We start from the raw sequence: 15,363 nt of genomic DNA on the forward strand, positions 1-15,363 counted from the left end.
GTTATTTGAAACAATGCTTTACAGCGACATGAAAAGATATCCGGATGCAGAAAAACAAAGCTGCCCGGTTCCCAGTGGCAAGAGCTTGTCTGTTGAATAATATTCTCTGAAATGCTCACCCTTTTCATGCATTAATGTTTCGTATTCCGTCATAATTTTTTCAGGAATTTCCCTGATTCCCTTTTTCTTAAGCCCCAGGCACAGCCATCCTAAAAATATAGGCCACGATCCTCCGTTATGAAAATGGTAGGGTTGGTTTTTAAAGCTGTAACTGTAGTTGTTTTCCAGTAAACGCCAATCGTCATCTCCCGGAAAAATAACCGGGTAAAAGACAGGAAGCATCCAGTGCTTAAACTCATCACGGATACCCTTTAGAAATTCTGAAAAAGCCTGTATATCCATTTCAAAATCTAAAAGTAGAGCCAGTGCATTCCCGGCCAGATCAAACCGTTCGTCGTATCCGTGTGCATTCAGTGACGCCCACAAGTAGGGTTTTGCTGAAGCTTTTGCGTAGGCTGTTTCATGATACCTGGTTACATTGGAATCATTTTTATAAAAATTCTGCTGGATGAGATTTTTTGTGTTTTCCGATACTGCTTTTAATTCGGGATCATTATAAACTTCTGAGGTGTTTTTCAATGCCCAGTATCTCAGAACATTATCATACAGCGTATATCCTGATGTCACATATTCATCTGCCCAGTTTCCTCCAAGGGGGCTGTAGACCAAACCTCTTTGATTGTATTCCCAGGTCTTAAGGCATGAAAGCGCCTGATATATCTTCTCTTTCAGGCTGCTTTTAAGCGTATCATCTGATGTTGTTTTAAGGTATTCACAGGTCGTAACAATCCACCATGCCGTAGCATCCGTTCTTCCTACATGTGTTCCGTAACTCGCTTTGCTATTCACCACATTGGAAGGAATCTGCCCGTTTTCTGCCTGATGTTCGGCTAAGGTGAGAATAGATCTTTTAAGCCCGGAAATGATCTGCTCATCATGGATTAAAATTCCGGCATATCCTGTCATCATCGAATCCCTTGACCATACTCTTGCATAATTATCTTTTTGCTGTGCTGAGGCCAGAATACCCTCTTTTGTAATGGCTTTTCTGATGATCTCTATGGCTTCCTGTTTAAACATATTTTTTATTTTTTTTAAATACAGAGCGGATTAAAAAAAATCGTTCCGTCTATAACCAACTATTAAAAATCAAATTTCACACTTGCGCTGTAGCTGCTTCCCGGAAGTGTTCTGGCTCTTACAATTCCATTTCCGCCTGCGATGGATCCTTCTTCGGCCTCCGTAACTGCAATGGCGTTAAAGATATTATTGGCATTCACATTTACTGAAAGGTTTTTCATAATCTGATAAGAAATGTAAGGATTTACAATAGCATATCCCGGCATCACCAGCTTATTGGAATCCTGGGTGTATGCTTTTGTGGTTCCGATCAGATAAAACCCGACATTCACTTTACCCATATTGAAATTCGGGTTTACGGAATACATCAGCTTTGGGGTTCTTCTCGGCGTGTTCCCAATAATAGAAGGGTCAAGTGCATTTTTGATCTCAGCGTGGGTATAAGTAAGCCCTGCTTTTACTTCAAAACTTTTTGTAATTCTGTAATATCCATCCAGCTCTACTCCCAGGGACTGGTATTTATTTTCTGTTTTCCTCTGGGTGGTTGCTTCGTAATTCGCTTCTTTTGTTCCGGCGTAGAAAAGTGTGGTATTCAGGAAATATCCCGCTCCTCTGAGTTTGTATCCCGCTTCTATCTGGTTAACTTCATTTACTTTTACAGCATCCAGTGCAGGATCGTCATTATTAGTATAATTATATCCTGAAAACAGGATTCTGTCTGCAGAAGCGCTTCCACCCTGGCTTACTCTTGCAAATACAGCATTTTTACTGTTGAGTGCATAATTGGCGCCTACCGAATATCCGAAAATGCCATATCTGTAGTTGACCGGAACATTAATGTTATCATTGGATCCCACCATTTGTTCAGGAATATCAATGACGCCGTTTCCATTCATATCAAGGCTGGTATAGGTAACAGTGGCGCCTGAAAAAGTTCCCGTTACTTTTCCGATATCGTATCTTGCTCCGGCATCTATCGTCAGCTGATCTGTTGCATTGATTTCAATCTGGGCATGGGGTGCGGTGATATCATATTTGGTATTGTAATCCCTCTTCAGGTTTCCCCAGTCTTTCATTCCGTAATTCAGTAAACCATGGTCTGTGATCAATGCTCCGGTCGTATCTTTTACATCAACCAACCGGGCATTGCTGTCATTGACTTCCTGAATGTAATTGTTCCACATCCAGGACATATTGATGTTTTGTGTAGATTTATATAAGCCTGCATTCAATTTTAATCTGTTCCATTTCTTGTTGATATTCAAGTCATTCACGAAGTTGTTGAAGTTGTTCAGCTTTACATTAAAAAGGGCCAACTTCATATAATTGGCATTCATATCTACCGGAGTATTCGTCCCTGCATACACAGCACTTCCGAAATTGGTGAAATTAGCAGCAGTAAAGAAATCACTGCCTTTGCTTACACTGGCAGGAAAAGGGGCAATAAACTGTCCGCTGTTGGCCGCATAACGAATTTTTTCTTCCAGCTTCCAGCCTTCTCCAAGGTCATAATTAAACTCTGCCCCGATCACCTTTGAAAGGGAATGCATTCCATCCGAAACATCGCTGTTAAAAATATTTCCGTCATTTCCTAAGGTTCTGTCGTGTTGCAGATTAATGGTTTGTAAAGCACCTGTGAGAATATTGTAATTCGGCAGGGAAGACCATTTAGGATCTCCGTCGGTTCCTGTAACGCCTACCGGCATCGGCATATAAGCGGCTGTTCTGTCGTCAAGGAGCTTTGCATATATTCTGAAGCTTCCTTTATCAAACTTTTTCAGTAAAGAAAGTCTGAACTGTCCGCCGTTATTGGAATTAAATCCGGTTTTTCTCGGTCCGTCCGATATCCTGTAAAATCCTCCTACTGCGATATAGGTATTTTCCGCTATGGATGTTCCGTAATCGAAATCTGTTCTGTAGTTTTTATAATTAAGACCAATCTGTTGCGTAATGCTTCCACCTTCTTTTTCTCCGGTTTTTGTAATAAAATTGATGATCCCTGCCGGAGAATTGCTGGCAAAAACAGAGGCAGATCCTCCTCGTAAAGCTTCCACCCTGGAAACAAAAGAATCAAATCGGGTAAACTGGTCCTGCGTTCCGAAAGCAATGTCTCCAAACTGCATCACCGGTAAACCGTCTTCCTGGATCAGAAGGTATCTTGAACCTCCTGCCGAAACCGGAACTCCTCTTACCGTAATATTGGAATTTCCTTCCCCTCCTGATGATTCCGAACGGATCCCCGGAATAGTACGGAAAATTTCCGCAGTTGTTCTTGGAGCAGCATTTTCTATGTCTTTCATTTTTAATGTGGATATAGAAGTACTGGTTTTAATGGAAGCTTTAGGATTTGAATTTCCTGTGATCACCACTTCATCAATGGCCTTACTTTTTACAATCGTATCATTTTCTGTACTTTGGGAAAACATGAATGCAGCTGTATTCATCGTACCCAAAATAAGCAGTCTGGTAAAAATTTTTGATTCCATATCGTTTCGGAGTTTTTTGTTATGATCCAAAAGTATTTTTTTTACCCTATGTAAAATGAGCTTTATCCCGTATGTTAAATGATAATTAAATTCAAACGTTTGCGCAATCGTTTGCGGTGGATAACTTATTTGAATTTTAACTTTTTAATAACATTTTTATGGTTAAAATTAACGTTTTTTTAACTTAGATTTGCTCCGAAAACAGTCCTGAATTAACCCAAAAATGGCCTCAATTAACTTATAATGAAAAGAGTCACAATAAAAGACATTGCCGAAATGCTGAACATCAGTGTATCTACAGTATCCCGGGCACTGAAGGATCATCCTGATATCAGCAATGCCGTAAAGCTTAAAGTAAAAGAGGCCGCGGAGACTTTTAATTATATCCCTAATGATTTCGCCATCAACTTCCGGAAGAAATCATCGAAAGTGATCGGGCTTATCATTCCTGAAATGTCAATGTTCTTTATTCCTTCTATTATTAAGGGCATATCTTCTGTGCTTCACAGTGAAGGATATCATTTCTTTCTGTTGTCTTCGGAAGAGTCTTTGATGAGGGAAAAGGAAAACATTATAACCTGCATCAACTCCCGGGTAGATGGAATCCTGATTTCTCTTACGCGATATACGAAAGATCTATCCCACTTGCAGAGAGCCAGAGACATCGAGCTTCCTGTTGTTATTTTTGATAAAACGATCTCGCAAAATCATTTCGATGAAATTATTTTCGATAATGGACGGAATGCCGGAATGGCTGCCGAAAAACTGATAGAAAGCCAATGTAAAAGCATATTGGCCGTTTTTGGGGATGAAAACCTGGAAATAACCCAAACCAGAAGAGATTTCTTTCTTGAAAAACTAAAAAACCATTCAGGTATTAAGTGCAAAGTAATCTACTGTAAATCTGCCGATGAGGTAAAAGACAAGCTCAGTACCATTGTGGAGTATGAACATTTCGACGGCTATTTTGCCATGAGTGACGAAACGCTTGCAGGATTGCATAGTTCATTAGTTAAAAATAAATTACAAACCTCTGCAATAAAAGTAATTGCTATTACGGAAGGTATTCTTCCCAAGTATCTTGATGATTCTTATGAATGTATTATTAATGATGGATATAGCATGGGAACAATGGCAGCATCAAAAATTTTGGAGATAATAAAGGGGAGTTGAATTGGGAGTTGTGAATATTTTTTAGTAATTGTAATAAAAAAAGTTGACATAAGACATTTAATTTCTTCTGTGTAAGCCTCCAGTTTATTCTATCTTGGTTTTTTGTTTTTCATAGAAATTCTTACATTGATGTCAAAATTCATTTTGATTCCTCGAAAAATTTTGAAAATTAAATAAATGACGGCAATGATTTGTATTTCATAAGTATTTTTGAAAATACTATTGCTATGGTATTCTTGATGAAAATTTATTAAGCTGTCTTCTTTAAATTTTATCTGACTTTTTTCAATAGTTTTAATTGTACTCATTTTCAATATTTGTTAAATTAATAGTACAAAGATTGATTATTGTCGAGTATGAATGTTATCCAAACCATTATCCAGTTTATCCAAAAAATACAATAATTAATTGTAAACTAAGTTGTTATTTTTTTAATCTGTATTGATGATTCTACTGTGAGGAATCTTAAATTGATTTTGTTTGTCAGTTGAAAGTCTATTTTCAGTAAAAAGAGTTTTGCGTATATCTTCAGGCTTTGGTTGCTCTTCTTTATCAATAAATTCAAAATGGTCTAAAATCATTCTAGATATGGCGCTGGTATTATCTTTTCCATTTCTTTTTGGAGCTTCAATAAAACCTTTTTCGATTAATTCGGAAAATAAATAACCAATAGATTGAAGACTACCTTTAATTTTTATTTTTTGTAATGTAGAGAAAATATCATTGTCTTCAACTAGTACTTTTTCAAATTTAATTTTTGAGGTAATTAATTGAGTTTTTTTATCTAGAAATTCTAAAATTTTCTTTGTTGTAAATTTAAAATTTATGAATTTTTTACTGTCAAAATCTAATTTATTTGTATAATTATTAAAAGTAAAAAAGCCTTTTAAATATTTGTGTTTTTCGTCGTCAATTATTGCACTATTTTTTCTAGTTCTAACATTGCAATCTTCCCAAAAATCCATTACATCAATATCAAACGGAATTTCTAAAATGTCTCCATCAAAATTTGAAAACCCATTATTGAACAAATAATCTATTAGTTTCTTTTGTATAAACTCATGATATGCTATGATTGATAATTCATAATATTCAGGATATTCACTAGAAATCCAATTTGAGTTTATTGTAAAATCAGAATTATTCTCATAAAAAAATAATTGGTATTTGTTTCTTAGTTCATTTAAATAATCAATTTCATCAGCATCAGGGTAAATTTCACCCCAATTTTTAAAATCAATATTATAATTTTTTTCAAATTCTTTGAAAGAATAGTAAAATGTTATTTCCATATACTGAAGATTTGTATTTGGCTATTATCAAAAATTTATAAATTAAAATGCTTTATAAAATTATTTAGATTAGAAAAATATTTCTGCTGTACAAAGTCTCTCGAATTTGAGTTAGTTTAAAGGAAATTATATTTCATTAATCTCTTTGACTGTTTTTGTAATTATATCAATTGCTTTATTATAACTTACATCAAAAAATTCTCTTCTAGGGTCTATTCTATAATCTTGTAAAATATTATGTATATTTTTTTCTGCCAATATACAATCTTTTACTAGCCATTCTTGGGCTTTATAAAATTTGTCTGGAACACTAGTTTTTGATAACTGCTCAACTCTATAATTTACTTCATTCCTAGTAAGTCCAATTTTAAAAATATTTTTTCCCATAACAGGATTACGTAAAATATAAATATATCCAACATTTGGTCCTTCTAAAATAGTTTGCTCTTCTTCTATTATTAAATCGTTTTCGGATGCTTCAAACCAAGAAGAACTTTGGCTCACCCAAGTTCTTCCATGAATTGTGTTACCTTTTTTATCTAATCCAATCTCTTCTGGCAATAAGGTTTTCCAATATCCAGATTTTTGTACTTTAAAAAGATCATCTCTAAGTATTATTTTGCTAGGAGATAAAATATCTTTCTTATCTAAGTAAAAGATATTTTTAATTGGAGTTTTATATCCAAGTGTATTTGTAAATTTCCTTTTTTTAAGGGGATTTTTAATTAATTTTTTATATTCTGTATCAATATCTTCATCTTTAATATAATTTTCATTTATGTTAAAATAATGAGGTAGATATATCAAATAATTTATTAGATCATATATGGCATCATATTTAAAAATTTCATCAATATTATTTTTAAATAATTCTTCATGTTCTTTACTAAGAAAATTACCATTATTGTCAATAAAAATAGTTAAATCATCAGTTGTGATATTAAACATCATATTTGTTTCTTTCGCAACATATCTTGAATCAATGGTTAGTGTTTCAAGATCTAATCTAATTGCAATTATTGTTTTAATATAGCATTTATCTTTATCTAAATATTCAAATTCTAAATCATTATTTTTTAAATCATTTTTAATTTTCTCAACAATCTTAACCTTTTCAGGATTTGCTGGTCTGAAATCTTTGTAAATATTTTTATCTATAAAGTCTGTTTCTGTTTTTCTTTTTCCAGTTATTAATGATAGGGTAATTTCACTTTCTCTACGAATCATTGAAACTCCTTTAATTATAAAAATCTGATCGTTAGAGTTTTTAAATGTTATTTTTTCAAAATCTTTATTAAACTCAAAATTGTAGATTATATTTTCACTAATAGTATTTTCTAGATTAATTCCATCTAATACAAATTTATCCGATGTAACAAATTCGAGAAAATCAAACAATGTAACATAATAATTTTCTTCTTCGATTAGTTCAAAATAAATTTCTGGCTTTTTATAATTAAAAAAACTTTCCATTATATTAAACATAGTAGGCATAGACCATAAGCCGGTTTGCCATGCTCTTGAATTAAATTCTAGTAAAAAATGGCGTAAGTTTTTTTCTGTTGTGAGGTTACAGCTCGATGAATACTGTGCTTGTAATGATAAATTTACTTTTTCCCAATTTTTCTTCGCAAATTCAGTATGTTGTGGTGTGCTTTTTTTTTCTAGATACTTAATTACTGTATTATAGTTTTCTGTTCCTTTTTTGGGGAGAATTCCAATAGCAATTTCTTTCTTTCTATCAATATGAGTCATGGTGTTTTGTTTGAAAAATATTATTGTAAGTTAATGTAAAAACTTTTAATTAAAATTATTCAATAGTTATAAATAACAAATCCTAACTCTCGTCAGGATTATTCAATTATATTTTTTTGCCGTAATCTATATTCCAATCATCTTAAAAAAGTTGGCAAGAGTTAAATTTCTAGCGTGGCAAATTCGCATTATTGTAAGAAGAGCAATTTGATAATCTTTATCGTCTCTTATTCTTCGGACGGTCTTTTCATCTATGTTATGATCAACTGCAAATTTGCTGTTATTGTTCATAGGGATAACCCATTCATCCCTTATAAATTCAACAATTTTTCTATTTGCTTCTGTCATGGAAACAAATAAATTACATATTCTTATAAAAATCTCGGACTTAAATCCGAATATTTGTAATTTTTCATTACATTTATAAAAAAATACAAACAATGAAAAAGATAAAAACACATTTCGATTCCCGGTTTTGGCCGGGCAAGAACCCCTCCGGCTTACAGCTAATGGAAACCTTCTTTCAGCTCAATGAGCTGGATGTTTCCAAAGAAATACTCAGCAACTTGTTGAATTATGCTGTAAAGAGAAATAGCTGGATCCATGAAGATCCGGCGGTCATCTTTGAGTTTTACCATTCGATGAGGTCACTGATCCGGGCTGGCTATCTCATCATGCTGAAGGAAAGGAAATGGACGGTTGATACGCGGCCGGAAAAGATTTCCCCGTGGGTTCTTGGCCTGCTTTCAGAGAAGGAATACCGGAATCCGTTGCTGGTTTTCAAAACAGCATTCAGGGAATACACCCCCAAAGAATTTGATTATTTTATGTCCGGAATCGTCTATTTCTCAATGGGAGTCTATGAAAATCTACCGGAAAGGAATATCGTGATGCCGTATATCCATACGGTTAAAATGCTGGATGCGGCACACCTTATCCTTGAAAGAAGGAGAGAAAAGAAAATGGCGGGTACAAATTCAGGATAAGAAGACTATGCGAAACTTCTCAAAATATCATTTGAGTATTTTCTTGATTATTTACACTTCAAAATTTAATGCGTCAATTTCTGTCGCTATACTGCAATATCTTTGTAATATTGAAATCGTAACATTTTGTAAATGAATAATCAAACATGATGTAATTCATATTAAATCTTTTTAAAGTGAAATTAACAAGTCATAAAAAGCGTTAAATTTGCACGCTTTTATATCAGACGGAATTCAACTAAAAAATATATACCATAAAGGATGAAAAAACTCTACTTCAGTGTACTTTCTACGTGCATTATTTCCGGGCTATCGGCCCAGGAAGTGGTTTGGCAAAAAGATATCAAATCTTCTACCCAGGATTTCCTAAGCCAGGTAACCACAACAATTGATCAGCAGTATCTGATAACAGGAAGTGTCATACAGGCAGGAAACCAAAAGAAAGATGCAGGAAGCAATACCCAGCAAAACAATGGATACGACTTTCATTTGGTGAAGCTGAACCAGCAAGGAGACCAGGTTTGGGAAAAATATTTCTCCGGAAACAATCATGATTATTTGTCTTCTACCGTAGCTACCCAGGAGGGAGGCTTTTTGGTTTCGGGAACCTCATATTCCGGAAAGGGAATAGATAAAAAAGATGACTCCAAAGGAGGATCTGATATCTGGCTCATTAGAATTAATGAATCTGGAGATGAATTGTGGCAGAAGACCTTGGGAACAAGTGCTGATGAAGAAGCCAGGGCAGTTATCCAAACCACAGATTTAGGATTTGTTGTAGCCGGAAATGTTCAGAATGCATCCAAAGGTTACGGTTCAAAAGATATCCTGATTATCAGACTCGATAAAAACGGAAAAGAACTTTCACAACTTATTTTAGGAGGAAGGGGATTAGATGAAGTGGAGAAGATGATCCCCACAAGAGACGGAGGAGCACTTCTGGGAATCTATTCAAGAAGCTCTGAGTTTCGTGTTTCCGATTCCGGGAATCAAAACTCAGCTACAGGAACCTCAAATCCTATATCCCGCTATGCAAAAACCACTGAAAACTTTGGTGAAGGAGATTACTGGATCGTAAAACTAAACAAAGAGGGAAAGGTAGAATGGGAAAAGAACCTGGGAGGAAAAGGAGATGACCATCTAAGAACACTGGCTTTAACCTCAAACGGTTATATCATCGGAGGAGAATCCAGAAGTGAGAGATCCGGAAACAAAACAGTAGGAATAGAAGAAGGAACAGATTTGTGGTTGGTTTCTTTAAATGAAAGAGGAGATGAACAGTGGCAGAAGTCCTACAATTTCAAAAACAGGGATGTTTTGATGGGTATGACCGCCCTAAATCAGCTATCAACTGACAACTCTCAACCCTCAACTAAAGGAATATTGTTGGGTGGATATACTCAGGCAGAAGGAAGAATAGAAACAGATGATGAAACATTCTGGATGCTGTATCTGGATCATAATGGAAATGAACAGTGGAGAAAGCATGTGAAGGGAGAATCCAGAAAGAGAGAGGAGAGATTATCGGATATTAAGCTGAACAGAGATGGTTCCATCATTTTAGCAGGAACCAGTGCAGAGGAGCTAGGGAAGGAGAACTGGAAGATCCTGAAGCTGGGAGATAAACAACTGGATCAGTTGATTGAAAAACAGGATATCAAGATCTATCCGAATCCGGTGTCTGATTATGCATATGTTGAAATAGGTTTTGACTTCAAAGATGCAGATATCACTTTATATGATATTGGTGGAAGACAACTACAGACTTTGAAAACAAAGAATAGAGTAACGAAGATAAATACTCAACCTTTGATTCAAGGAGCTTACCTGGTGGTGATCAAGACGGATACGAATAAAACAGCTAATGCTAAATTGATTAAGAAATAAATAATGGAGAGATTAAAAATAGACTTAAAAGATCCAGTTATAACAACATCCTATATAAACATTAATAATATAGATTTGAAAAAGATATTACTATTACATATATTTTTTATATTTTTTAGCGCTCAAGGTCAAATGTCAGAATATCGGGCTAAACCTGTTGATATTAAATCTCCGCAGAGCTATGAAATGGAAAGATTTGGAAATATTCCAGTAAATCTCTATTCCGGAGGTATTGATGTAAGTGTTCCGGTTTATTCTACTGAAGTGCCTGGAACCGGAGAAAATTTCAACATTAGTTTAGCCTACAATTCCTCAGGATTTATACCTGCTAAACAATCCAATTACGTGGGACAGGATTGGTTTCTAAGTTATGGAGGTGCTATTACCCGTACTATAAAAAATCTACCAGATGATGTAAAGCATTATGAAAATACAAATGGTCTTTTTGATGGAGGAGGTTATCTGGTAGGTGCAAGAGCTGCTGCAGGATTGGGGTTGACAAACCAGAAGATTTTTGATGTACAATATCCTCGTGCTAAATTAAGTAATGGTTCATTGCAAGATTATTTCCCCTATTTGAGTCCCACACAACAGATAGGTTATTTTTATGAATTAGAACCCGATAAATTTAATTTTAATTTTATGGGAATCTCCGGTTACTTCTATATAGGTATTGACCTCAAACCTGTAGCGGTATCTAATGATCCTAACTTAAAAATAGATATTACAGGAATTTCTACTCAAAATGACCCCAATGCAGGATGTAAGCCAGCTTCTTCTGAGATTATCATTACAGACGGAAAAGGAAACAAGTATTATTTTGGAGGTGATTCCGATAATCTGGAAATATCATATGATCTTGGGATTTTAGGGGAAACGCCTCTCCAAACGCCTGCTTACAATATGAAAATAATGTCTTGGTATCTAACCAAGATTGAATATATGAATGGACGGAATGTTATTATTGAAAACAAAAAGTACGGTCCTGAATGGACCAATTTTTGTCATGGTAACTATTTTCCCCCTCAAGACTATAACAGTACTTCATCTACAGGAATAAAACAAAGCTTTTTTGATTTGAATTTTTATGTTTCAGGACAAAGAGAAATAAGACCTGGAAAATACGGTTCTAACTATTACAATGGTCCTGAAAATAATTTCAAAGGAGCAACCAGCATGAATTTAGTTAAAAAAGTATTCCCTCAGAAAATAACTATTGATAATGTTGCAACCATTATGTTTAGCTACACGGAGTTTCCTGCCTACACTTCCTATGTTGATAATCATGGTACACCGTATGCATACGGATACAAATCTTTAAGGTTGAACAATGTATCAGTATCTAACAATCAAAATAAAGAAATAAAAAGTATAAGTCTTAGTTATAACAGAATAAAAGATTATTTCTTCTTATCTTCAGTAACGGACAGCGATAAAAAATATTCATTTGATTATTATAAAACTTCTAACCTTCCAGAACATACCTCCTTTGGTATTGATTTTTGGGGATACTGGAACGGAAAACCAGAAAATAATCAACTTACGCCCAATTATCTATATAACAATTCCCTTGGTAGCTCAACCATTGTTGGAGATCAAAGAAACCCCAATCCTGAATTATGTGATGTCGGATTATTAAGAAAAATCGAATATCCTACAGGAGGGTATTCCTCTTTTTATTATGAGCCAAATACTTATTCAAAAACTATCTGGAGAGATACTAACTCACATTTCCTACAATATCTGAGAAATCAGACTGGAACCACTGGAGGTGCAAGGATAAAAAAAATTCTTGATTTTGATGGAAATAATCAAAACATCCGTGATTTCACGTATGATAAGGATGCTGACGATGGTTCTATTTCTGCAAAAAGTAGTGGGATCAATAATTCTTTTTTTATTTATGTTTATGACGGTTACTCAGACGAAATTTATAATTTTCTTAATCCTATTCTTCATATAAGGCCAAAGGAATTTATTAATAGTATAAATCCCAATACGTACACTAATAATCCAGTTAATTATTCGCAAGTGAATGAGTGGGTTAATAATAAACTTTATAGGAAATACTATTTCTCAGACTTAGAAAGCATTCCTGACAGCATTCCCGATAAACAGCTTAAAAGGGAATTTTTAGATCCTCAGGAAGTTATTGATAGTTATAAGAATTTAACTATGCCTTATCAGGATTATGGTTATTACCGGGGAAAACTACTTAAAACTAGTTATATAGGGGAGCAAGGAATTCCTGTTAAAACAATTGAGAATCAATATAGCTTGCTAAAGTTTCAAAATAAAGATCAATTTGTAACATGGGGTTCTTTTGAACATTTGGTGTATGATCGCTATTATAAAATTAATCTTAATCAACAACGTCTTACCTCTACAACCACAACAGACTATTTTAATGGAAATACAATAAGTACAAAAACCAATTATTTCTATGATACAAATTTGACAAATAATCTTACATCAGAAGAAACGACTTCTACAGACCAAACGAAATTAAAAACTACTTATAAATTTGCTAATGATGTTTCGGGTTCAGCTGATCTCATTCAGAATAACTTGTTAAGCATTCCTTTGGAAACGACCAGATATAATAATAACATTGCCATATCCAAAACAAAATTAAACTATTCTAATAACTGGAGTGGACATACCAAACTCTTACCCAAACAGATTCAATCCGTCTTGCTTAATACCATTGACAGCACTTCTGAAGTTATGGATAATGAAATTATTTATGACCAATATGACAATAAAGGAAACCTATTACAATATCACACAAAATCTGGAGTGAATGTGAGTATTGTATGGGGGTATGGCCAAACTTTGCCTCTCGCGAAAATTGAAGGTATAGATTATAATTCATTGTTGGCCTTGTCTGGTATGTCTACCATAATTACTGACTTGCAAACCAAATCTATAGCAGATGTAGACGATTCTACAGAGCAAACACTTAATAATGCTTTGGATATTTTTAGAAAAAATCAGTATCTAGCAAGCTATCAGATCACTACTTACACTCATAATCCATTAATAGGTGTTACTAGCATTACTCCCTCCAATGGAATTCGTGAAATATATAAATATAACACGAGTACTAATCAACTCGAAAAAATTATTTCAAAAGATAATGAGTTGTTAAAAGAATATAAATACAAGTTTAAACAGCCTGTCAGCGGCCTCTTTTACAATGATGAAATGTCTAATTATTATATCAAAAAAAATTGTCCGTCAGGCTTAGTTGGGGAGCGATATTTATATATTGTTCCTGAGGGAAAATATAGTTCTACCATAAGTAAGAATGATGCTAATCTGAAAGCAATAGCTGATTTAAATAACAATGGCCAATCTCAGGCCAATCTAAATGGAAATTGTGTACCGGCTACTTGTACTTTTAATTCGGCAGATGCAATTCCGTATTTTTCCATAGGTGTTTCTAAAACTCCTCCATCAACAGTACAACTAACATTTGATGGCGTATTTATAAATGATGATTTGGTTACTAAAAATTTGTTATTACAGGGAGTAATAGTTGGAAAAATTACAGGAAGCTGTGTACCTTCTTCACAAAGGTCTACTCAGGTTACGAGCAGAAATAGGGTATGGTCTGTTTCTATAGAGCCAAACGGCGATGTAATATTAAAGTATCTTTATGAGACTGCAGCGAACACTCCTTCTTCTGTTGTAAATTTCTCAATTAGTTATGATTTATATTATTACAATGTAGAACAAAAACAAGGCTTTATAAAAAATAATTGTCCCGCTGGAACATCAGCAGATCTTTATACTTATATAGTTCCTGCTAATACCTATACATCTGAGGTTTCTATCGCAGATGCTAATCAAAAAGCATTAAATGATATTAGTACTAACGGACAGAATACAGCCAATGCCAATGCTATTTGTCTATTTTTTAACATAGAAAAAAGTAAAACTTTTAGTAAAAATTGTCCTCCAGGGGGAACAGCAAGCTATACTTACATTGTACCAGCCAAAAAATATTCTTCAAATATCAGCCAGGCAGATGCTGACCAAATGGCACAAAACGATATCAATACTAACGGACAAAACCTGGCTAATGCTATACCATGTTTTTATAGTGCTGAAAAAAGTAAAGTGTTTACTAAAAATTGTTCTCCTGACGCTATATCAAATACGTACACATACATCGTACCCGCTAAAAAATACTCTTCAGACATCAGCCAGGCAGATGCTGATCAAAAAGCGCAGAATGATATTGATGCCAATGGTCAAAATGAGGCTAATAACAGTCCTTGTATGTACAATGGTTGCGATATAGGCTCATTAAACGGAATTACGCTAGGAGCTAGCTCTTATGTTAATCAACCAAACTCAGGACATTTTAAAGGAAATTTAAGTCTAATTGCACCTAATAATACTTATTGGTATAATAGCAATGCAGCAAGCATTCCAGCTTCCTGTAGACCTAATACTACAAAAGTAATCACTAATGTTATTGAATATGGTACACAAACAATATGGAAAATAACAATAAATACCGATGGAAGTATTATTCTAACGCCAAGTATCACAAACCATGGACCTGGTGATGGTGGTGTAGCAGTTGCAGGTAAAGGAGCTTCTTTCAGTTTTGAATATGATAAAAACTAAAAT

At 34.2% G+C, this 15,363-nt stretch carries 8 protein-coding genes; 4 read left to right on the top strand and 4 right to left on the bottom strand.

Annotated elements, in window-relative coordinates; genetic code table 11:
• Positions 1–18 precede the first annotated feature (18 nt).
• Together AAEU33_RS11980 and AAEU33_RS11985 are read right to left on the bottom strand one after the other, a co-directional pair.
• Positions 19–1,140 carry a glycoside hydrolase 100 family protein gene (locus tag AAEU33_RS11980; protein WP_345987727.1) on the bottom strand — a complete coding sequence of 374 codons (1,122 nt, stop codon included), beginning with the start codon at positions 1,138–1,140 and terminating at the stop codon, positions 19–21.
• Positions 1,141–1,202: 62 nt separating this feature from the next.
• Positions 1,203–3,626, bottom strand: a complete 2,424-nt coding sequence (locus tag AAEU33_RS11985; RefSeq protein ID WP_345987728.1) for a TonB-dependent receptor — start codon at positions 3,624–3,626, stop codon at positions 1,203–1,205.
• 243 nt (positions 3,627–3,869) lie between these two features.
• On the opposite strand from AAEU33_RS11985, the gene AAEU33_RS11990 reads away from it, so the two are divergent.
• Complete coding sequence (locus AAEU33_RS11990; protein ID WP_345987730.1) at positions 3,870–4,799, top strand: LacI family DNA-binding transcriptional regulator; 930 nt, start codon at positions 3,870–3,872, stop codon at positions 4,797–4,799.
• Positions 4,800–5,230: 431 nt separating this feature from the next.
• Here the strand turns inward: AAEU33_RS11990 and AAEU33_RS11995 are convergent, their stop codons facing one another.
• Both AAEU33_RS11995 and AAEU33_RS12000 read right to left on the bottom strand, forming a co-directional pair.
• The gene (locus tag AAEU33_RS11995) at positions 5,231–6,091 is read right to left on the bottom strand and encodes a hypothetical protein (protein WP_345987732.1); all 861 of its coding nucleotides are present in this window, start codon (positions 6,089–6,091) and stop codon (positions 5,231–5,233) included.
• Positions 6,092–6,217: 126 nt separating this feature from the next.
• Positions 6,218–7,846, bottom strand: a complete 1,629-nt coding sequence (locus AAEU33_RS12000) for a GIY-YIG nuclease family protein (RefSeq protein ID WP_345987733.1) — start codon at positions 7,844–7,846, stop codon at positions 6,218–6,220.
• Positions 7,847–8,286: 440 nt separating this feature from the next.
• Here AAEU33_RS12000 and AAEU33_RS12005 point away from each other — a divergent pair, with 440 nt between their 5' ends.
• From AAEU33_RS12005 to AAEU33_RS12015, 3 genes are all read left to right on the top strand, one after another.
• Entirely contained in the window at positions 8,287–8,832 is a 546-nt protein-coding gene (locus AAEU33_RS12005) for a hypothetical protein (protein WP_345987734.1), read from the top strand.
• 261 nt (positions 8,833–9,093) lie between these two features.
• Positions 9,094–10,719, top strand: a complete 1,626-nt coding sequence (locus AAEU33_RS12010) for a T9SS type A sorting domain-containing protein (protein ID WP_345987736.1) — start codon at positions 9,094–9,096, stop codon at positions 10,717–10,719.
• Positions 10,720–10,851: 132 nt separating this feature from the next.
• Complete coding sequence (locus tag AAEU33_RS12015; RefSeq protein ID WP_345987737.1) at positions 10,852–15,360, top strand: DUF5977 domain-containing protein; 4,509 nt, start codon at positions 10,852–10,854, stop codon at positions 15,358–15,360.
• Positions 15,361–15,363 lie beyond the last annotated feature (3 nt).

Origin of the sequence: Chryseobacterium sp. Chry.R1 (genome assembly GCF_039645525.1) — a bacterium.
GTDB lineage: Bacteria > Bacteroidota > Bacteroidia > Flavobacteriales > Weeksellaceae > Chryseobacterium > Chryseobacterium proteolyticum.